At 68.0% G+C, this 19,850-nt stretch carries 16 protein-coding genes; 8 read left to right on the plus strand and 8 right to left on the minus strand.

The annotated features are described in order from the left end of the window. Window positions 1–81: 81 nt before the first annotated feature. From ACTRWB_RS10480 to ACTRWB_RS10490, 3 genes are read right to left on the minus strand one after another with little or no spacing between them, the layout of a single operon-like run. Window positions 82–1,506 (minus strand): c-type cytochrome, encoded by a 1,425-nt coding sequence (locus tag ACTRWB_RS10480; RefSeq protein WP_446901842.1) that lies wholly within the window; start codon window positions 1,504–1,506, stop codon window positions 82–84. Further along, complete coding sequence (locus tag ACTRWB_RS10485; RefSeq protein ID WP_446901843.1) at window positions 1,503–3,281, minus strand: GMC family oxidoreductase; 1,779 nt, start codon at window positions 3,279–3,281, stop codon at window positions 1,503–1,505. Before ACTRWB_RS10485 ends, ACTRWB_RS10480 begins: the two co-directional genes overlap by 4 nt. Continuing rightward, window positions 3,281–4,021, minus strand: coding sequence for a gluconate 2-dehydrogenase subunit 3 family protein (locus ACTRWB_RS10490; RefSeq protein WP_446901844.1), 741 nt, complete (start codon window positions 4,019–4,021; stop codon window positions 3,281–3,283). Before ACTRWB_RS10490 ends, ACTRWB_RS10485 begins: the two co-directional genes overlap by 1 nt. A 565-nt stretch (window positions 4,022–4,586) precedes the next feature. Here ACTRWB_RS10490 and ACTRWB_RS10495 point away from each other — a divergent pair. Next, the gene (locus tag ACTRWB_RS10495) at window positions 4,587–5,171 is read left to right on the plus strand and encodes an RNA 2'-phosphotransferase (protein ID WP_446901845.1); all 585 of its coding nucleotides are present in this window, start codon (window positions 4,587–4,589) and stop codon (window positions 5,169–5,171) included. Window positions 5,172–5,183: 12 nt separating this feature from the next. Here the strand turns inward: ACTRWB_RS10495 and ACTRWB_RS10500 are convergent, their stop codons facing one another. After that, complete coding sequence (locus ACTRWB_RS10500) at window positions 5,184–5,600, minus strand: DUF3995 domain-containing protein (protein WP_446901846.1); 417 nt, start codon at window positions 5,598–5,600, stop codon at window positions 5,184–5,186. Window positions 5,601–5,923: 323 nt separating this feature from the next. Here ACTRWB_RS10500 and ald point away from each other — a divergent pair, with 323 nt between their 5' ends. Next, entirely contained in the window at window positions 5,924–7,039 is a 1,116-nt protein-coding gene (gene ald, locus ACTRWB_RS10505; RefSeq protein ID WP_419689278.1) for an alanine dehydrogenase, read from the plus strand. Between the two features lie 39 nt (window positions 7,040–7,078). Here ald and polX read toward each other — a convergent pair whose 3' ends face one another. The 4 genes from polX to ACTRWB_RS10525 all read right to left on the minus strand — a co-directional run bounded on the left by polX (window position 7,079) and on the right by ACTRWB_RS10525 (window position 11,975). Beyond that, window positions 7,079–8,842 (minus strand): DNA polymerase/3'-5' exonuclease PolX, encoded by a 1,764-nt coding sequence (gene polX, locus ACTRWB_RS10510; protein ID WP_446901847.1) that lies wholly within the window; start codon window positions 8,840–8,842, stop codon window positions 7,079–7,081. 149 nt (window positions 8,843–8,991) lie between these two features. Further along, window positions 8,992–9,384 carry a TraR/DksA family transcriptional regulator gene (locus ACTRWB_RS10515; protein WP_129517231.1) on the minus strand — a complete coding sequence of 131 codons (393 nt, stop codon included), beginning with the start codon at window positions 9,382–9,384 and terminating at the stop codon, window positions 8,992–8,994. 390 nt (window positions 9,385–9,774) lie between these two features. Then, entirely contained in the window at window positions 9,775–11,181 is a 1,407-nt protein-coding gene (locus ACTRWB_RS10520; protein WP_446901848.1) for an undecaprenyl-phosphate glucose phosphotransferase, read from the minus strand. Window positions 11,182–11,192: 11 nt separating this feature from the next. Continuing rightward, the gene (locus ACTRWB_RS10525) at window positions 11,193–11,975 is read right to left on the minus strand and encodes a Crp/Fnr family transcriptional regulator (protein ID WP_129517228.1); all 783 of its coding nucleotides are present in this window, start codon (window positions 11,973–11,975) and stop codon (window positions 11,193–11,195) included. A gap of 943 nt (window positions 11,976–12,918) precedes the next feature. Here ACTRWB_RS10525 and ACTRWB_RS10530 point away from each other — a divergent pair. The 6 genes from ACTRWB_RS10530 (at window position 12,919) to ACTRWB_RS10555 (ending at window position 19,837) form a co-directional block, all read left to right on the plus strand. Then, window positions 12,919–13,701 (plus strand): Crp/Fnr family transcriptional regulator, encoded by a 783-nt coding sequence (locus ACTRWB_RS10530; protein ID WP_446901849.1) that lies wholly within the window; start codon window positions 12,919–12,921, stop codon window positions 13,699–13,701. Window positions 13,702–13,880: 179 nt separating this feature from the next. Continuing rightward, entirely contained in the window at window positions 13,881–14,132 is a 252-nt protein-coding gene (locus ACTRWB_RS10535) for an acyl carrier protein (protein ID WP_129517227.1), read from the plus strand. Continuing rightward, entirely contained in the window at window positions 14,129–15,325 is a 1,197-nt protein-coding gene (locus ACTRWB_RS10540) for an acyl-CoA dehydrogenase family protein (RefSeq protein WP_193100695.1), read from the plus strand. The genes ACTRWB_RS10535 and ACTRWB_RS10540 overlap by 4 nt, the downstream gene beginning before the upstream one ends. Next, complete coding sequence (locus ACTRWB_RS10545) at window positions 15,322–16,296, plus strand: amino acid--[acyl-carrier-protein] ligase (protein WP_193100696.1); 975 nt, start codon at window positions 15,322–15,324, stop codon at window positions 16,294–16,296. The genes ACTRWB_RS10540 and ACTRWB_RS10545 overlap by 4 nt, the downstream gene beginning before the upstream one ends. Then, a complete protein-coding gene (locus tag ACTRWB_RS10550) occupies window positions 16,293–17,348 on the plus strand; it encodes a DUF1839 family protein (RefSeq protein ID WP_446901850.1) in 1,056 nt (351 codons plus the stop codon). The genes ACTRWB_RS10545 and ACTRWB_RS10550 overlap by 4 nt, the downstream gene beginning before the upstream one ends. Next, window positions 17,345–19,837 carry a glycoside hydrolase family 2 protein gene (locus ACTRWB_RS10555; protein WP_446901851.1) on the plus strand — a complete coding sequence of 831 codons (2,493 nt, stop codon included), beginning with the start codon at window positions 17,345–17,347 and terminating at the stop codon, window positions 19,835–19,837. The genes ACTRWB_RS10550 and ACTRWB_RS10555 overlap by 4 nt, the downstream gene beginning before the upstream one ends. Window positions 19,838–19,850 lie beyond the last annotated feature (13 nt).

Below are 19,850 nucleotides of genomic sequence, written 5' to 3' on the forward strand. Positions count from 1 at the left end.
GGCGAAACGCAAGGCGCCGCGCGAGCGCGCAGGCGCGTTGAAACGGCCCGGACAAGCGGGGCTAACGCCCCGCCGCTCCCGTCAGCGCGATGCTTGCGGGAACCGTGCGCCCGGCGGCGGTTCGGGCCGGGTCGACGGGACGCTCTTGCGCACCTTCGCGACCTGCGCGGCCGTCACCGGCGCGCCCGTGTTGCCCCAGCTCGTGCGCACGAAGTTCGACACGTCCGCGACTTCCTGGTCCGACAGGCGCCAGCCGAGCGGCGGCATCGTGAAGGTCGACGGCGCGGTGCGCGTGCCCTGCAGCGCGCTGCCTTCCAGCACGACGTGGATCAGCGACGTCGGATCCTCGCCCTGCACGACCGGGTTGCCGGCCAGCGCCGGGAACACGCGCGTGTAGCCGTGGCCGTCGCTGCGGTGGCAGGCCATGCAGTTGTCGCGATAGACGGCCGCGCCCGGCTTGCTCGCGTCGCCGGTCTGCAGCGCCTTCGCGGCGGCCGCGTCGTACACGTGCGCTTGCTCGCCCTGCGCGTGCGGCGGCAGCGTCTTCAGATAACGCGCGATCGCGTTCAGGTCGTCGTCGGTCATGTGCTGCATGCTGTGGCCGACCACGTCCGTCATCCCGCCGAACGCGGCCGTGCGCAGCGTGCGGCCCGTCTTCAGGAACTGCACGATCTCGGTGTCCGTCCACGTGCCGAGCCCCGTGCGCGGCTCGCCGCGCAGGCTCGTCGGCACCCAGCCGTCGATCGCCGCGCCGCCGGCCAGGAAGTCCGGGCCGTCCGCGTCGGTCAGCCCGCGCTCCTGCATCGTCGGCGCGCGCGGCGTGTGACACGCGCCGCAGTGACCGAGACCCTGTACGAGATACGCGCCGCGCGCGACTACCGGGTCGGTGTACGGCGCCGCGTCGAACGGCTTCGGCGACGGTGCGAACATCTTGCGCCAGATCCCGAGCGGCCAGCGCATCGACAGCGGCCACACGATGTCGACCGCGCGGTTCTCGTGCTCGACCGGCGCGACGCCGTGCATGAAGTACGCGTACAGCGCCTTCATGTCGTCGTCGGTGAGGCGCGCATAGGACGGGAACGGCATGGCCGGATACATCGTGTCGCCGTTCTTGCGCACGCCCTCGCGCACCGCGCGAGTGAAGTCGTCGACCGTCCAGCCGCCGAGGCCCGTTTTCGGGTCCGGCGTGATGTTCGTCGAATAGATGCCGCCGATCGGCGTGTCGAACTTCAGCCCGCCGGCGAACGGCTTGCCGCCGGTCGCGGTGTGGCACGCGATGCAGTCGCCCGCGCGTGCGAGATATTCGCCGCGCTTGACGAGGTTCGCATCGGCGGATTGGGCCGCGGGCGCGGCCGCCGCGCCGGAAGCCGCCGCGGGCGCAGCCGCCGGCTGGGCGAATGCCGCCGTGCCCGCGAGACCGAACGCGGCCCAGGCCGCACCGGCCGCCAGCGCGCGTCGCACCGGCGAAAGGCGACGCGCGGCGTCGTGGTTCATCGTCCTCTTCATACGGTCACCAGCGGGGCGGGATTTTTCAGGTATTGCTCGCGGATCGCGCGTGCCGACCAGTAGGCCAGCGCCGCGATGATCCCGGTCGGGTTGTAGCCGATGCCCTGCGGCAGCGCCGAGGCGCCCATCACGAACACGTTGTGCACGTCCCAGCACTGCAGGTAACGGTTCAGCACGCTCGTCTTCGGGTCGGTGCCCATCACCGCGCCGCCGACGAGGTGGGTCGTCTGGTACGCACGCGAATCGAAGTGCTTGCCGAACTCGCGCGTCGATACGCCGATCGACTTCGGCCCCATCGCCTCCGCGATCTTCTTCATCTGCCCGGTCACGTACTGCGCCATCCTGATGTCGTTGTCCTTCCAGTCGAAGGTCATCCGCAACAGCGGCTGGCCGTACGAATCGCGATAGGTCGGATCGAGGTCGAGATAGACGTCGCGGTACGACATGTTCGAGCCGTGCGCGTCCATCGAGATCGTGTGTGCGTAGTAGTCCTTCACGGATTTCTTCCACGCCGAGCCCCACTGCGGCGTGCCGGCCGGCGTCGCGATGCCGCTGATCGGCTTCACGCCGGCCTGGTTCACCCACAGCGGCGAGCCGCCGACGAAGCCGAGCGGGCCGTGGTCGAAGTTGTCCGCGTTGAAGTCGTCCACCGCGACGCCGTTGCCGCCGGCGCCGATGAACGGATTCGTGTAGGTGTCCTTGTCGAAGAACGCCTTGATCGTCGACAGGTTCTGGTACGCGAAATTGCGGCCGACCACGCCTTCGCCCGAGATCGGGTCGTACGGCTTGCCGATGCCCGACAGCAGCAGCAGGTGCACGTTGTGATACTGGAACGCGGCCACGATCACGAGATCGGCCGGCTGGTGCACTTCACGCCCGGCCGGGTCGACGTACGTCACGCCCGTCGCGCGTTTCTTCGTGTCGTCGAGGTCGACGCGCAGCACGTGGCACTTCGAGCGCAGCTCGAAGTTCGGCGCCTGCTTCAGCGCGGGCAGGATGTTCAGGTTCGGCGACGCCTTCGAATACATGTAGCACGCGTAGCCGCTGCAGTAACCGCAGAAGTTGCACGGGCCCATCTGCACGCCGTACGGGTTCGTGTACGGGCCGGACGTGTTCGCCGACGGCAACCGGTACGGGTGCAGCCCGAGCGACCGGGCCGCATCGAAGAAGCGCTGCGCCGAATACGTATTGAGCTGCGCGGGCAGCGGGAAATTGTCGCTGCGGTTCGCCTCGAACACGTTGCCGTCGCCGACCACCTTGCCGCCGACCTTGTACGCCTGCCCCGACGTGCCGAACACCTTCTCGGCGAAATCGAAATGCGGCTCGAGCTCGTCGTAGCTGACGCCCGTGTCCTGGATCGTCATCCCCGCGGGGATGAACTTCTTGCCGTAGCGCTCTTCGTAGTGGCTGCGCAGGCGCAACTCTTCCGGCGTGATCCGGAAATGCACGCCCGACCAGTGCAGCCCCGCGCCACCCACGCCCTCGCCCGGCAGGAACGCGGCGAGCTGCCGGTACGGCAGCGCGGTGTCCTGCACGCCGTGGCGGATCGACACGGTCGTCTTCGACAGGTCGAGGAACAGCTTCTTGCGGATGTTGTAGGTCAGCTCGTCGATCGTGTTCGGATACGCGCCGTCCGGATAGGTGTCGCGATATTCGCCGCGCTCGAGCGCGACGACCTTCAGGCCCGCTTCGGTCAGTTCCTTCGCGAGAATCGCGCCGGTCCAGCCGAAGCCGACGATCACCGCATCGACATGCGGTTTTTTATCTGCGGCCATCAGCTGCGCTCCCCGTTGATCGAGACGGGGCCGTACGGATAGGCCTTGCCGTTCTGGTTGACGAAATCCATGAAGTCCGCGCGCGCGCCCGGAAAACCGATCATCTTCCACGCGGCCATGTCGTGATTGCCGCCATGCACCGGATCGCAGAAGTAGCCTTCGCGCGTGTTCTGCAGCAACTGGCCGAAGAACACCTCGGGCGGCACGTCGTCGATCTGCGCGCCGCCCTTCTCCAGCGCGCCGAGCACCGTGTCGCGCGTCGGCGCGTCGAGCTCCGCGAACACCTTGCCGTGGGCCTTCTCGCAATAGCGGTTGACGGCCGCGATGCCGAGCCGGTAGATGTCGCGCGGCACGAGCTTCAGCTGGTAACCGAGCTCGGGCACGCCCTGCTGGAACGGCCCCTGCATGTACCACGTCGCGCCCTGTGCATACGGCGTCTCCATCTGGCGGTCGATGAATTCGGGCACGCCCGATTCGAGCGCGCCGGGGCCTTCGGCGTCGGCCGGGATCAGCCGGTCGACGGCGGCCTGGACGAACGCCCATTCCTTCGCATCGAAGAAGGTCGGCTTGTACGGGGCGCGTTCGGCGCCGACCGATGCGGCGGGCGCGCTGCCGGCCGTCGTCGCGGACTGCGACGACGAGCGCAGGTCGCAGCCGGCAACCGACGCGATCGGCACGAGCGCGACCGACGTGCGCAGGAAACGGCGGCGCGAGTTGGGTTTGTCAGATGGCGTGGACATGGTCGGATGTTGATCGTTGGGGATCGGGGGCCGGACGCGCGCATTCCGCGTGCGGCGTGTCCGGCACGGCAGCCATGCCGCACGCGGCCGGCCGTCCTGTTCTTTCGGATGCTGCGAACAACCTCGATGCAGCCGCGTGCGCGCCGGGTTCCGGAGGCGCTGCGCGGATCGACCTCTACGTGGGTCTTATCGTCGGACAAATACCAGCCATCGGCCCGCATCTGCCCGCCATCGCCATGACCCTGATTCAACTTAGACGCCACGTTTGCCGACGGCAAGCGCAACGTGCACGACCCTCTTTCGGGTCCGGCGACGCGTGGCGCGAATTATAAATGGAACCGGTTCCATTACTAGGTGGCTCAATGCAATTCAATGCATCGAAAACTGCAACAATTGAAAAATCCGGGATGTGGAATGCGCAAGGACGGCGCGATGACAGGCCGAACCGCCCGCCGGGCAGACGATTGTTCTGCGTCGGGCCGGGCCAATGACTGTCTCTTTCCAGCCACGCTGGCGCAACGCGACGGTGCCGGTTTGCAACGCGGTCTGGTAGCCTCCGCGTCTCATGAATACACAGAACAACAAATCGCTGGCGCCCGACGCGACCAGTATCAGCAAAACCCTCAGCTACCTGCTGCGCCACGCACCGCAGACCATCGGCCTGCAACTCGACCCGGAAGGCTGGGCCGACATCGGCGAGCTGATCGCCGGCGTCGCCCGCGACGGGCGCAGCCTCGATCGCGCAACGATTGAAACCGTCTGCGCGACCAGCGACAAGCAGCGCTTCGCCCTCTCCGACGACGGTCAACGCATCCGCGCGGTACAAGGCCATTCGACATCCGCCGTGCAACGCCGGTATCCGGCCGCGCAGCCGCCCGAGCGCCTCTATCACGGCACCGCGACGCGCTTTCTGGATTCGATTCGTGCGCAAGGGCTGAAGCCCGGCGCCCGACATCACGTGCATCTGTCGCCAGACATCGGGACGGCACTGGCCGTCGGTACGCGCTACGGCGTACCCGTGATTCTCGAGATCGATGCGCAGCGCATGCAGCGGCAAGGCCACACGTTCTTCGTCGCCGAAAACGGCGTATGGCTGACCGATGCGGTGCCGGCCGAATGCCTCACACCGATCGATCCGCCTGCGTGCTGAGCCGCACGCCGCTCACCACGGCCAGAACATCGACGCGATGGACAGCGCGAGGGCCGCGCAAAGCGGCGAGTAGTACAGCGTGTCCATCCGCGCGAAACGCGACCCGCGAATCCGCTTGAAGAAGCCGACGTAGCGGAAGTCGCCGACGGCCCGCACCGCGAAGATCAATGCGAGCGCAACGACCGCGAACGCGATCGTGCCGGGATACGGGTTCCGCCCGAACCAGCCGGCTCGCATGGCGACCATGCATGCGCCGGCCAGCAGCGCCGCCGCGACGGCGAGCGTGCCGACGGCGGTCGGCCGCAGCAGCGGCTCGCCGTCCTGTTCCGGAATGGCCGCACGCTTGCCCAGCCGCCCGCCGAACGCCCAGTAGACGTGAACGAGCGCAATCGCGCAAAGCGTCGGCACGCTGAAATACGCACCGGTCATGTCGGTAAATGTCCTCGTCTCGATGTGTCGTTGTTCTGCCGGAACGGTTCCGGCACGCGGCCCCGGCCCGCGACACGCATGACGATACCGAAACCCGACAACGCGTGCATTGCGACGTCCGGTCGCAACCCGCGGCCGCGCATGTTGCGATGCAGTGCGACTGCATCGTCACGCCGGCCGGCCGCTTGACTTCCCTCCGCGCACTACTACGCTGTTATTCCAGTACTGCGGCCCGCACGCCCCTGCGCCAGCGGCCGCACGTGCATCGTCCGCCGCGCCGCGTGGATGCACGACAACGATAACGAAGGCCATGGAGGTGACTCATGCTGATCGGTGTGCCGAAGGAGATCAAGAACCACGAATACCGCGTCGGCCTCACGCCGGCCAGCGCACACGAACTCACGCGCCACGGCCATTCCGTGCTCGTGCAGCGCGGCGCGGGTACGGCGATCGGCCTGCTCGACAACGACTACACGGCCGCGGGCGCGTCGCTGTGCGACGGCGCCGACGAAGTCTTCGCGCGCGCCGACATGATCGTCAAGGTCAAGGAGCCGCAGCCGGTCGAATGCGCGATGCTGCGGCGCGGCCAGATCCTCTACACGTACCTGCATCTCGCGCCCGATCCCGATCAGGCGGCCGCGCTCGTGAAATCCGGCGCCGTCTGCATCGCATACGAAACCGTGACGGGCCCCGGCGGCGGCCTGCCGCTGCTTGCGCCGATGAGCGAGGTGGCCGGACGCATGTCGATCCAGGTCGCGGCGACCCATCTCGAAAGCCCGCGCGGCGGCCGCGGCCTGCTGATGGCCGGCGTGCCCGGCGTGCCGGCCGCGCATGTCGTCGTGCTCGGCGCGGGCGTGGTCGGCACCGGCGCACTGCAGATGGCGGTCGGTCTCGGCGCGCGCGTGACCGTGCTCGACACGAACGTGAACCGGTTGCGCCAGCTCGACCTGGTCTTCGCGAACCGGATCACGACCGTCTGCTCGAACGCGCACACGATCGACGAAGCCGTACGCGATGCCGACGTCGTGATCGGCGCCGTGCTCGTGCCGGGCGCATCGGCGCCGCGGCTCGTCACGCGCGACATGATCGCGACGATGCGCACGGGGGCCGTCGTCGTCGACGTCGCGATCGACCAGGGCGGATGCTTCGAGACTTCGCACGCGACGACGCACGCGGACCCGACCTTCGTCGTCGACGGCGTCGTGCACTACTGCGTCGCGAACATGCCCGGCGCGGTCGCGCGCACGTCGACCTTCGCGCTGAACAACGCGACGCTTGGGGCTGCGCTCGCGCTCGCCGACAAGGGCTGGAAGCAGGCGATGACCGACGATCCGCATCTGCGCGCGGGCCTGAACGTCTGCGACGGACACATCACGTACGAAGCGGTCGCGCAGGCGCTCGGCCTGCCTTATGTCCCGGCGGCCGGCGTGCTGGCCTGACCTGAACGCACGGCTGGCGGCACGCGCTGCCAGCCGCCTTCACGCACCCTTCGAGCGGCTGCGCTTCGACGCGCCGCCCGCCCCCATCGTGCGCGCCAGCAGCGGCCGCAGTTGCGCGAGCGTGCGCGTGTTCAGCACGTCCTGCCGCGTAAGCCAGCCGCGTCGCGCCTGATCGACCCCGTACGCGAGATTGTCGAGTTCATCCGCGCTGCACGCATCCGAACCGATCGCCACCGGCACCCCGGCCTTCGCGGCCTCGCGGCACCAGATGTCCGGCAGGTCGAGCCGGCGCGGCTGCGCATCGAGTTCGACGAAGCAGCCGCGCGCCGCGGCCTGTGCGATCACACGCGGCAGGTCGAGTTCGCATGCGTCGCGCTCGCCGAGCATGCGGCCGGTCGGGTGCGCGAGCATCGTGAAATGCGGATGGTCCATCGCGCGCAGCATGCGCTCGGTCTGCGCGTCGCGCGACAGGTCGAAGCCGTCGCGTACCGCGCCGACCACGAGATCGAGCCGGCCGAGCATCGCATCGGGCACGTCGAGGCTGCCGTCTTCGCGAATGCCGGCCTCCACGCCCTTGAGCAGCACGAAATCGTCGAACGACGCATTGACGCGATCGATCTCGTCGAGCTGCCGCGCGAGCCATTCGAACGCGTTGCGGCCGCCGCCGGTAGGCGGCGTCCGGTCGGTGACGGCCAGATACGCGAGCCCGCGTGCGCGCGCCGCATCGGCCATCGCGCGCAGGCTGTCGCGGCCGGCCGACGCGTCGGTATGCGCATGCAGGTCGCCGCGGACGTGCTTGCGCTCGACCAGCACCGGCAGCGTGCCGGCGCGCGACGCGTCGATCTCGCCACGATCCTCGCGCAGTTCGGGCGGTACCTCGTGCAGCCCGATTGCTTCGTAGACCGATGCCTCCGTCGCGCCGGCAATCCGTTCGTCGCCGCGAAACACGCCGTATTCGTTGATCTTCAGCCCGCCGGCCTGCGCGATCCTGCGCAGCGTGATGTTGTGCGCCTTCGATCCCGTGAAGTAGACGAGCGCCGCGCCGAACGCATCGGCATCGACGACGCGCAGGTCAACCTGCAACCCGTTGACGAGCACGACGCTCGAGCGCGTCTTGCCGTGTGCGAGCACGCGCGCCACGTCGCCGTAGCCGACGAATGCGTCGGCGACGGCGACCGGATCGCGTGAGGTAACGAGGATGTCGAGATCGCCGACCGTCTCGCGGCGACGGCGAAAACTGCCGGCCGGCACGGCCTTGCCGACGCCTGCAACCGCGCGCAGCCGTTCGAGCAACGGCATCAGCGCGTGCGCGGCATCCGGCAGCAGGAAACGTTGCGGATCGCGCAAGCGCTCGTCGATCGCGTCGAGCAGGTGCGCTTCGGTTCTCGCGCCGAAACCCGGCAGCTCGCGCACGTGCCCGCTCTTCGCTTCGGTGCGCAGCTGTTCGAGCGAATCGACGTGCAGCGCGTCATGCAACGCTTTCACGCGCTTCGCGCCGAGCCCCGGCACCTCGAGCAGTTCGACGATCGCGCCCGGCAGCGCATGGCGCAGCGTTTGCTGCAGTTCGCAGGTGCCGGTCGCGGCGATCTCGCGCAGCTTCGACGCGAGGTCGGGCCCGATCGACGGAATCTTCCCGAGATCGTCGCCGTTCGCGACCATCGCCGGAATATCGCGCCCGTAGTCGGCGATCGTCCGCGCGGCATTGCGGTACGCACGCACGCGGAACGGATTGGCGCCCTGGATCTCGAGCATGTCGGCGATCTCGGCGAACACGGCCGCGCACTCGGCATTGCGGATCGGCATGATCGGCGTGGCTCCCCTCCACGTGGATGACACCGTGCGCGTGCGCGACGGCATCTGCCTGCCCGGCGCCGCATGTCGACGCCGCCGGGCGCCCGTTCGTCATCGTACGCCGACCGCGCAGCACGTGCAGCGCGCAGGCGGCCGTCACGTCAAAGCGATGCGCGTGGTGTCGTGGCGTACCGTCGTTCGTAGATCGACTGGCAATGCGTGCAGCGTTCGGCGGTCGGACGCGCGAGCAGGCGCGCGTAGGCGACTTGTGCATCGCAGTCGATGCATTCGCCGTAGCTGCCGTCGCGCATCCGCTGCTGCGCGCGACCGACGGCACGCAGTTCGGTCAGCTTCATGCCGATCAGTGCATGGTCGACGTCGACGAACAGGTCCGCGTTTGCCTCGTCGCCCTCGTCCGGCGCCGCGCCGGCAAGGTCCGCATAGGATTCCGACGCGCGCTGGTCTTCGCTCGTGCGGATTTCCGCACGCAACGTCAACTCGCTCTCGTTCAGGCGCTGTTGCAGCGTCCGCCGTTGTTGTTGGTCGAGCGCCATGGCCATCTCTCCTGTTCCGGGTTCCGCGCGGAAATGCGGCGCGCGGTGTCGCGCCGGTGTGCGGCGGGCATGGCAAGACCGGCGCCGCCGCGCCCGGATGCACGCCCGGACACGTGAAGCGCCGAACGCATTCGATGCAGGATAAACCCATTGAACACGTGTGTGTTGACGGGAATCAGCGGGCCGTCGACGCGCGCGACACGCTCGCGGAAACTGGGGACCGACGCGAAATCGCCACGCTCGATGTGTGCCGGGAAGCCCGGTGGCGCAACTGCAGTGCAGCAATTCGCTGCGCCACCGCAGGCTTCCTTCGACACACTCGTACCGCCGCCAACCCGTTCGTTGGCGGCTTTTCACACGACGCACCACTTCCTGGATGATTCGCAATCCTCAGAAAGCATTCCGCCCGGTGAAACCGCGCACGACCGTCAACAGGATGATCTTCATGTCGAACCAGAAGCTCCAGTTCTGCATGTAGAAGAGATCGAACTTCACGCGCGCTTCCATCGCCTCGACCTTGCGCGTCTCGCCGCGATAGCCGTTCACCTGCGCCCACCCGGTGATGCCGGGCCGCACGCGGTAGCGGTACATGTAGCTGTCGATCAGTTGCCGATAGAAGTCATCGTGCTCGATCGCGTGCGGACGCGGGCCGACGACCGACATCTGCCCGAACAGCACGTTGAAGAACTGCGGCAGCTCGTCGAGCGACGTGCGCCGCAGGAACGCGCCGACGGACGTGATCCGCGAATCGTTGCGCGACGCCTGCCGCACGACGCCCGGCTGCGCGCGATGCACGCGCATCGTCCTGAACTTCAGGATGTTGAACTCGCGGCCGTCGACGCCCTTGCGGCGCTGCCTGAACAGCACGGGCCCCGGCGACGACAGCTTGACCGCGATCGCCAGCATCGACAGCAGCGGCAGCAACGGAATCAGCACGCCGACCGCGAACAGCCGGTCGAACGCGAACTTCGCCCACAGCTCCGGCGCGGAGCGCGGCGTGGTCGCGAGATTGATCGCCGGCATGCCGAGCACGTCGGTCGCGGAGCGATCGATCACTGCCATCCGCCGCACGTCGGGCAACAGCCGCAATTCGACGAATTCGTCGCGCAACTCGCGCACGATGCGCTGAATCCGCCACTCGTGCGACATCGGCAGCGTGAGCCACACCTCGTCAATCTCGCCGCCGCGAATCAGGTCGCGCAAGGTGTTCCAGTCGTCGATCACGGGCACGCCGCCGATGCCGCCCGCGGCGGCCTGTGCGTCGTCGTCGAATACGCACGCCGCCACGAAAGGGCCATTCGGCGCAAGCTGCATCCGTTCGATCGCCACGCGTCCGTACGCCGTTGCGCCGACGACGGCGACGCGGCGCTGCCGCGCGCGCGGGTCGTCACGCGTCAGCGCGAGTGCCAGCAGCACCGCGCGGCCGAGCAGCAGCGCCGCGTCGCCGGCCAGCACCGTGCGCACGATCCAGCGGGTCGTGACCGTGCCGCCGCGGTTCATGATCCACATCGTGCCGGCCACCGTGAGCACGCTCGCGCAGACGACGGCAACCATCGTCTGCGTCAGCGCGTGCACGCCGCCCTGCGCCGCCATGCCGCCGCGCACGGTGCGCAGGTAGCGCGGCAGCAGCGCCGCGGTCAGCACGCACAGCAGCGCAATCGCGCCGCGCTGCGCGTCGGACAGCTCGCGCCAGGCAAGGCCCGACGCCGCCTGCGCTGCAAGCGCGCCGGCCAGCACGAGCACGACGTCGGCCGCCGCGATCGCGGCACGCCGCATCGCATTCGTTCCACCGGACATCGACTGCATCGTCACGCACCATGTGCCGGGAATCCGCAACGTACCTCCGGCAGGCGGGGGCGAACCGGCGTCGGCCTCGTATTCCCGCGCGTGCCGAGCAACCGGCGATAGTCGGCGCGAATCAGGTCGTAGCATTCGCATGCGTGATGTTCGAGACCGTCGCGGTCGAGCACCGTGATGCGGCCGCGGCGCTGCCGGATCAGCCCGGCTTCCTGCAGGCTGCCGGCCGCTTCCGTCACACCCTCGCGCCGCACGCCGAGCATGTTCGCGATGGTTTGCTGCGTGACGGCCAGCTCGTCGCCGTCGATACGGTCGTGCGCCAGCAGCAGCCAGCGGCTGAGCTGCTCGCTGACCGAGTGATGCCGGTTGCACAGCGCGCTGCGCGAAATCTGCGCCATCGTCGCCTGGCAGTAGTTGAGCAGCAGCCGGTAGGTCGCCGGCGAGCGCTCGAATTCGGTGCGCATCACGCAACTCGGCACGCGATACGCCATCCCGCCGATGCGGACCTCGATCCGGCTCGACGCCGCGGCGCCGCCGACCAGCGTCGCGAGCCCGACCACGCCCTCGCGGCCGACCACCGCCACCTCGACCATCGCACCGTCCTCCATCAGGTGCTGCACCGACATCATCGCCGTCGTCGGGAAATGCATGTGACGCGCCGGCTCGCCGACCCGGTCAAGCATGCCGGCCTTGATCCTGACCAGTTCGAGGTGTGGTGCGATGGCGCGGATGCTGTCCTCCGGGAGGGCATCGAGGATGGCATTCGCCGAGTAGCTCGAGTGAAGATGAAGCATGTCTGTATCCTTTTATTGTCCGTGCAGCCTGCAGCCGCGTGCACGGAACTCGTTATCGCGATGCGCGCCCGGACGTTGACAGTGGTTGCGGCCCACAACCCTGAATCCGATTGACCATTGGCTTGTTGCCGTTGGATTGAATCGACCGTCCCGTTTCGACACGCCAGCCCGAATAAGCGATTTACGTGCCAATACCCGCCCATCCTTAATATATGAATCACGTCCGATTTAGATCGATCGAATTAGCCGTCTAAAAGCAAAAAAAGCGTCTCATTTCCGGACACTCTTCCGTGCGACGGACACTCTTCCGTGCAAAGGACCCGGCTCGCCATTCGACTGATCAAATCGCGCACGTCGTGCTGGAGCAGTCGCTTCGGAGCCTGCGAGGCTTATCGTTCAAATACTTACAGCCGATTTTCAATTGTTTCCGTGATGTGCTGGGCGGCGCTCCGCAGCGACCCCACGCCTCAGACACACGTTTGAAACTGTCTCAAATTTGAATCTGCACACTAACTCCCGGATCTGTACGCCATCGCACACATCGCACGCAAGCCATTGATCCATATGACCAATTTTTCATTGCTCGAGCATTTGTCAAATAGTGTTCAATGTGCGCCCGGCACTTTTCGCTGCACGATGCGCTGCGTCGCGCGATTGATTCCCGTTCGACATCGAATGGTTCGCCGGCCTGTCATTCCGTTTCCGGATGATTAATTTCGCGGAAATGAATCATTAAATCCATATAACGTTTGCGCTCAATCCCAATCGTCAAACTTTGTGAGATGACGCAAGGTGCAATTGTTTTAATTCAATTGCGTGTTAGCCTTTTCGCCAGAATCGTCATTTTATTTTCGATGAACACAAGTCCGCACGATCGTGCGAAATCCCGTTTTACGGGGTATCGCCGCGACGACGCGCGACCGCCACCCTACGAGGATGTGCCGTGACTCTCCAGGCCCTTGACGCCGTCGCGCACGCGAACGGCATGATCGAGCTTTCCCACAGCTTCGATGCCAACCGGTTTCTCGCGGCCATCGATCGGGACGAGCTCGCCACGCTGGTCCCCCACCTTCAACTCGTCCATCTGAAATCGGGGCAAGTGCTCTGCGAACCCGGCGAGATGCTGGCCGCGGTCTACCTGCCCGTCACGACGGCGATTTCGCTGCAGTACGTGTCGTCCGGCGGCATGACGCTGGAGGTCGCCGAAATCGGCAGCGAGAGCGTGGTCTGCGACGACGTGATTGGCGGCAGCGGCCGGATGCCCTGCCGTGCGGTCGCCTGCCGCGACGGCTTCGTCTACCGGCTCGACCGGCGTGTATTCGCCGCCGCATTCGATGCGTCGCCGGTGATCCGCCATCTGGTGTTCGTCTGCGTGCGGCTGCTGATGGCGCAGGTATCGCAGATCACGTTCTGCAGCCGTCATCACGTGCTCAAACATCAGTTATGCAGATGGTTCCTGCTGGCGTATGACCGGACGCGCAGCATCGAGATCCAGGTGACGCACAGCATGCTGGCGCAGATGCTCGGCGTGCGGCGGGAAACGGTGACGGATGCCGCCGGCGAAATCCAGAAGCTCGGCCTGATCCGGCAATACCGGAGCTCGATCGAGCTGGCCGACCTCGACGGCCTCGAAAAAATGTCGTGCGGCTGCCGCGCGATCGTGCGCGACGAGATGAAGCGCATCCTGTCGGCCGATTCGGGCGTGCCGGCCGCGGCGCGCGTCTGATCGGTGTGCCCGATCGGCGCGACGCTGCGGCGCCGGCTGAATCAGGGTTAGCTGATTGTAGGGTGGCGAACAGAACGCCGTGCCTGCCAATGGTCTACTGATGCCGGACTGCCGGGGGGATGTCAGCGCATAGCGCGCGTCTGCCCGAGCGGACGACACCACGCACGCCGGAGCAGCACGTGAAAAACGAAATCAGAACCATCCTCAGGCACGTCGCCCATCTCGAAGCCGCGATCGATTCGATCGGCGACGGGGACGACCTCTACGAAGCGGGCCTCTCCTCGCTCGATACGATCCAGCTGATGCTCGCGATCGAAAAGCAGTTCAACATCGAGATTCCCGACGAGATGCTGAACCGCAACCTGTTCCGCAGCATCGATGCGCTCGCGGACACGATCGCCACACTCCAACGCACCGAGCATTCCGCATGAGCGGGCTGCTTCCCGAACTCGCGGCCGACAGCGACGCGCATCGGCTCGACGAGGCCGCGCACGCCGTTGCGCAGATCGCCACGCAGCACGCGGATGCGGTCGATCGCGACGCGCGCTGCCCCGTCGAGGCGATCGAGGCGATGCGCGCACGCCGGCTCCTGAGCGCGATGGTGCCGACCCATCTGGGCGGCGCCGGCGCATCGCTGGCCGACGTCGCATCCGCCTGCTCGATCCTCGGCCAGGCCTGTGCATCGTCGGCGATGGTGTTCGCGATGCACCAGATCCAGGTCGCCTGCATCGTCAACCACGCCGTCGACCAGGGCTGGCACAAGCTGTTCCTGCAGCAGCTCGTGCGCCACCAGTGGCTGCTCGCGTCGGCGACGTCGGAAGACGGCGTCGGCGGCAACCTGCGCGCGAGCCAGTGCGCGCTCGAAACCGACGGCGGCGAGTTCCGGCTGCGCAAATCCGCGCCGACGATCTCGTACGGCGACTACGCGGACGGCATCCTGGCCACCGCGCGACGCGACGCCGACGCGCCGCCTTCCGAACAGGTACTCGTCACGCTGCTGCGCGACGGTTATACGCTCACGCGCCGCGGCGAATGGGACACGCTCGGCATGCGCGGCACGTGCAGCAACGGCTTCGCGCTCGATGCGCAAGGCGCCACCGTCCAGTGCCTGCCCGTGCCGTTCGCGAAGATCGCCGAGGAAACGATGGTGCCGGTCTCGCACATCCTGTGGGCCGCGGTATGGATCGGCGTGGCCGGCGACGCGTTCCACCGCGCGCACCAGTTCTTCCGCGCGCAGGCACGCCAGACCGACGGCGCGCCGTCGCCCGCGGCGCGGCGCATCGCCGAATCGCTCGCGCTGATGCAGGCGATGCAGACCCGCGTCGACCACGTGCTGCACCTTTATGCGAACGCGTCGGCCCGTTCGTGGTCGGCCGGCATGGCCTGGGCCGCCGAGATCAACACGCTGAAGACCTACGTGTCGGCGACCGCGCTGGAAGTCGCGCACCAAGCGATGATGATCTGCGGGATGGCCGGTTACAAGCAAGGCACGCCGTTCAGCATCGGCCGCCATATTCGCGACCTGTACGCGGCGCCGCTGATGATCAGCAACGACCGCATTGCCGCCAACACCGCGAGCCTGCTGCTCGCGCTGCGTCCTGCGACGCTGGAGAAACATACGTGAACGATCGCCTCGCCGTGCCTTCCGCCGCCTCCGCTCCCGCCGATGCACCGCTCGACCGCGCGGGCGTCAACCCGCTGCGCGATGCGCTGATCGATGCGGGCCTGCTGGTCTCGACCGGCATCCAGGGCCTGTTCGGCCGCAGCGAACGATTCGAGCGCGTCGTGGAAGCGCTCGACGCGTTCGTCACGCGCGTCGGCGCCGACCAGCAGGCCGAAGTGCTGCGCTTTCCGCCGGCGATGAGCCGCCTGGAGTTCGAGCGCAGCGAGTACATGAAGAGCTTTCCGCAGCTCGCGGGCAGCGTGCATGCGTTCTGCGGCGACGAGCATCAGCACCAGCGCCTGCTGCAGTGCCTCGATCGCGGCGACGACTGGACCGAAAACCAGAAGCCGACCTACGTCGTGATGACGCCGGCCGCGTGCTACCCCGTCTATCCGGTCGTCGCGCGCGCGGGTGCGCTGCCCGGCGACGGCCGGATCGTCGACGTGTTCTCGTACTGCTTCCGCCACGAGCCGTCGCTCGACCCGACCCGCATGCAGCTGTTCCGGATGCGCGAGTTCGTGCGGATCGGTACGCCCGAGCAGATCGTCGCGTTCCGCGAGACCTGGATCGAACGCGGCACGCGGATGATCGAGGCGCTGCGCCTGCCGAACGCGATCGATCTCGCAAACGACCCGTTCTTCGGGCGCGGCGGCAAGATCGTCGCGAACAGCCAGCGCGAGCAGAACCTGAAGTTCGAGCTGCTGATCCCGATCGAGCACGACGACCGCCAGACCGCGTGCCTGAGCTTCAACTACCACATGGACCATTTCGGCCTGCTGTGGGACATCCGCACCGCGACGGGCGACGTCGCGCATACGGGCTGCGTCGGTTTCGGCCTCGAACGGCTCACGCTCGCGCTGTTCCGCCATCACGGCTTCGACCTCGACGCATGGCCGCGTGAAGTCCGCGACGTGCTGTGGGGCACGCGATGAGGTTCGTGTCCCGCGACGGCGAAGACGCGTCGTTCGAGGATGTGCGCCACCGCGCGCGCCACTACCGGCCGCACCCGCTGCACAGTCAGGAGATGGTCTGGAAGCAGACCAACTGCTACGTCGACATGTGGCTCGAAGTGCTCCGGTGGTGGGGGTTCAATCCGTACGCGGCGCTGCCGTTTACGATCGCGCTCGATTTCGAGGGCGACCAGTTCACGTTCTTCAAGTTTCCCCACGACGAACTGGAGCGGCTCTACGGCGTCGTCGTGCAGGAACACTCGATCTACGAACCGCTCGACCAGCACATCGAAACGCAGGTCGCGCGCGGTCACCTGATGATCGTCGAGGTCGACGCGTGGTTCCTGCCCGACACGCGCGGCAGCAGCTATCGCACGCAACACACGAAGACGACGATCGGCATCGATGCGATCGACCGCGACAAGCACCAGATCGGCTATTTCCACAACAGCGGCTATTACGTGGCCGAGGATTTCGACTACAACGGGCTCGTCGGCGACAGCTCGACGATGACGCTGCCGCCGTACGTCGAATGCGCGAAGCGGCGTTTTGCGCCGCTCGACGAGCGCGCGCTCTGCGAAGCGTCGCTCGGCGCGCTGCAGCGTCACTTGCGGCGCCTGCCGGTCGTCAATCCGATCGCGGCCTTCCGGCGGCAGTTGCAGACCGATGCGCGCACGCTCGCCGATTCGCCGCTCGAGCGCTTCCATGCGTACTCGTTCAATTCGGTGCGGCAGCTCGGCGCGAATTTCGAACTGTTCGGCCATTACGCGCGCTGGCTGCAGGCCAGCGGCTGCGTCGGGCCGTTCGCCGAGATCCGCGCCGCATGCGAGCGCATCGCGTCCGAAGCGATGGTGCTGGAATTCCGGCTCGCGCGCGCCTGCGCGCGCGGCAAGGAAGAGCGCGGCGATTCGACGCTCGAAGCGATCGAGACCGCGTATGCCGACCTCGTCGCCTGCGCGCGGCAGATCGGCGCGCCGCTTCGGAACATGACGCCCGTGCGCAGCGATGCGGCGCCCGTGCCGGTCATGCGGTGACGCGCGCGCGTGCCCTGCCCGCATGGTCGATGCTGGCAACGGCCGCGGGCGCCGCGCAGGCACCGCGCGACCTCCCGGCCGCCGGCGACGGCTGGATCGCGGCGCCCGTGCCCGGCACGGTCGCGCAGGCGCTCGCGCTCGCCGGGCGGCTCGACGAAGCCGGGACGCTCGACGAACGCGACCACTGGTACCGGATCGAGCTGCGCGGACGCGGGCCGCGCGTGCTGCGCTTTCACGGCCTCGCGACGCTCGCGCAAGCATGGCTCGACGACACGCCGCTCCTCAGCTCCGACAGCATGTTCGTCGCGCACGACGTTACCGTGTCGCTCGACGGCACGCACCGGCTGATCCTCTGCTTCCGCGCACTCGCCCCGCACCTGCGTGACACGCGCGCGCCGCGCCGTGCGCGCTGGCGCACGCGGCTCGCGGAGCCGGCGGCGCTGCGCACGGTCCGCACCTCGCTGTTCGGACACATGCCCGGGTGGTTTCCGCCGTACGTGCCGGCGGGCCCGTGGCGGCCCGTCGACGTGCTCGATCCGGCCGCCGGGCCCGTTCTGGTCGATTGCGACCTGCATGCGCGCATCGAAGGTGACACGGGCTGGCTCGACGCGGAGCTGACGTTCTCCGCGCCGCTGCCCGATACGCTCGCGGCGCGGCTGTCGTGCGGTGAACACCACGCGACGCTCGAAGGCGCCGGCGCCGACCGGCTGCGCGCGAGCGTCGCGGTACCCAACGTGCGCCGCTGGTGGCCGCATACGCACGGCGAGCCGGCACTCTACGAGATCGCGCTGCACATCGGCGACGAGCGGCGGCCGCTCGGCTCGACCGGCTTTCGCACGATCGAGGTCGACGCCGGCGCCGACGGCAAGGGCTTCGGGCTGCGCATCAACGGCGTGCCGGTGTTCGCGCGCGGCGCGTGCTGGAGCAGCGCCGCACCGCTCGCGCTGCACGCGGACGACGCGACCTACGGCCGCCTGCTCGGGCTCGCGCGCGACGCCGGCTTCAACATGATCCGCGTCGGCGGCACGATGACCTACGAGGCCGACGCCTTCCACGCGTGGTGCGACCGGCTCGGGCTGCTGGTCTGGCAGGATTTCATGTTCGCGAACTTCGACTACGCGCTCGACGATCCCGGCTTCGCGAACAACATCGACCGTGAAGCCCGGCAGTTCCTCGCGCGTCACGGCGCGTCGCCGTCGCTCGCGGTGCTGTGCGGCGGCAGCGAGATCGCGCAACAGGCCGCGATGTCGGGGCTCGGGCCGAAGCAGCGCTTCGTCGAGCTGACCGCCGAGCGGCTGGCCGGCCTGGCGGCCGCGCGCCGCCCCGACGTCCCGTACGTGCCCGATTCGCCCGACGGCGGCGTGCTGCCGTTCATGCCGCGCGAACGCGTGTCGCACTACTACGGCGTCGGCGCGTACCTGCGCCCGCTCGACGACGCGCGCCGTGCCGACGTGCGCTTCGCGAGCGAATGCCTCGCGTTCGCGAACGTGCCGTGCGACGCGACGCTCGCCGAGCTCGGCTGGCCCGGCGTGCACGAGCCGCGCTGGAAGGCGGCCGTGCCGCGCGACCCCGGCACGTCGTGGGATTTCGACGACATCCGCGACCACTATCTGCAGACGCTCTATGACGTCGCACCCGACCGGCTGCGTCGCGAGGATCCGGCGCGCTACTTCGAGCTGTCGCGCGCGGTGATCGCGGACCTGATGCGCGAGACGTTTTCCGAATGGCGGCGCACCGGCTCGCGCTGCGCCGGCGCGCTCGTGTGGCAGTTCCAGGACGTGATGCCGGGCGCCGGATGGGGCGTGATCGACGCCGCGCACCGGCCGAAATCGGCGTGGTATGCGCTGCGCCAGGTGCTGCAGCCGGTGCAGGTGCTGCTCGTCGACGAAGGTCTGAACGGGCTCGACGTCCACGTGGTCAACGAGCACCCGGCGCCGCTGTCGGCGGCGCTCGAGCTGGTCGCGCTGCGCGACGGCCGCACGCCGGTCGCGCGGGCCGGCTGCCCGGTGCGGATCGCCGCACACGACGCGGTGCGGATCGGCTCGGCCGAGCTGCTCGGCCGCTTCTTCGACTGGACCTATGCGTACCGCTTCGGGCCGTGCGAACACGACACCGTCGTCGCGACGCTGCGCGCCGACGACGGCACGCTGCTGTCGCAGGCGTTCCATTTCCCGTCCCGCACGCATTCGGCCGTGCTGGCACGCCGCGAACTCGGGATCGAGGCGTGCGTATCGCGTAGCGGCGACACGTGGCACGTCGACATCGACACGCGACACGTCGCGCGCCACGTGCAGATCGACGCGCCGGGCTTCATGCCGCGCGACGACTGGTTCCATCTCGCGCCCGGCACGCCGGCGCGGGTCGCGCTCGTTCCGCTGGAAATTGCAGGGGATGCCGGGAAGCATCCGGCCGCCGCCGATGTGCCGCCCGTTGTCGAAATCCGCGCCGTGAACGCCGCGCGAACGGTGCGCGCCACGCAGGCCGGTTGACGCGACGCTCGCG

The sequence above is a fragment of the Burkholderia sp. YIM B11467 genome (assembly GCF_052952715.1).

What these genes read in the sequence shown, in the direction of transcription:
- ACTRWB_RS10480 (WP_446901842.1), bottom strand. Translation starts at nt 1,506, where the DNA reads ATGAAGAGGACGATGAACCACGACGCCGCGCGTCGCCTTTCGCCGGTG.
- ACTRWB_RS10485 (WP_446901843.1), bottom strand. Translation starts at nt 3,281, where the DNA reads ATGGCCGCAGATAAAAAACCGCATGTCGATGCGGTGATCGTCGGCTTC.
- ACTRWB_RS10490 (WP_446901844.1), bottom strand. Translation starts at nt 4,021, where the DNA reads ATGTCCACGCCATCTGACAAACCCAACTCGCGCCGCCGTTTCCTGCGC.
- ACTRWB_RS10495 (WP_446901845.1), top strand. Translation starts at nt 4,587, where the DNA reads ATGAATACACAGAACAACAAATCGCTGGCGCCCGACGCGACCAGTATC.
- ACTRWB_RS10500 (WP_446901846.1), bottom strand. Translation starts at nt 5,600, where the DNA reads ATGACCGGTGCGTATTTCAGCGTGCCGACGCTTTGCGCGATTGCGCTC.
- ald (WP_419689278.1), top strand. Translation starts at nt 5,924, where the DNA reads ATGCTGATCGGTGTGCCGAAGGAGATCAAGAACCACGAATACCGCGTC.
- polX (WP_446901847.1), bottom strand. Translation starts at nt 8,842, where the DNA reads ATGCCGATCCGCAATGCCGAGTGCGCGGCCGTGTTCGCCGAGATCGCC.
- ACTRWB_RS10515 (WP_129517231.1), bottom strand. Translation starts at nt 9,384, where the DNA reads ATGGCGCTCGACCAACAACAACGGCGGACGCTGCAACAGCGCCTGAAC.
- ACTRWB_RS10520 (WP_446901848.1), bottom strand. Translation starts at nt 11,181, where the DNA reads ATGTCCGGTGGAACGAATGCGATGCGGCGTGCCGCGATCGCGGCGGCC.
- ACTRWB_RS10525 (WP_129517228.1), bottom strand. Translation starts at nt 11,975, where the DNA reads ATGCTTCATCTTCACTCGAGCTACTCGGCGAATGCCATCCTCGATGCC.
- ACTRWB_RS10540 (WP_193100695.1), top strand. Translation starts at nt 14,129, where the DNA reads ATGAGCGGGCTGCTTCCCGAACTCGCGGCCGACAGCGACGCGCATCGG.
- ACTRWB_RS10550 (WP_446901850.1), top strand. Translation starts at nt 16,293, where the DNA reads ATGAGGTTCGTGTCCCGCGACGGCGAAGACGCGTCGTTCGAGGATGTG.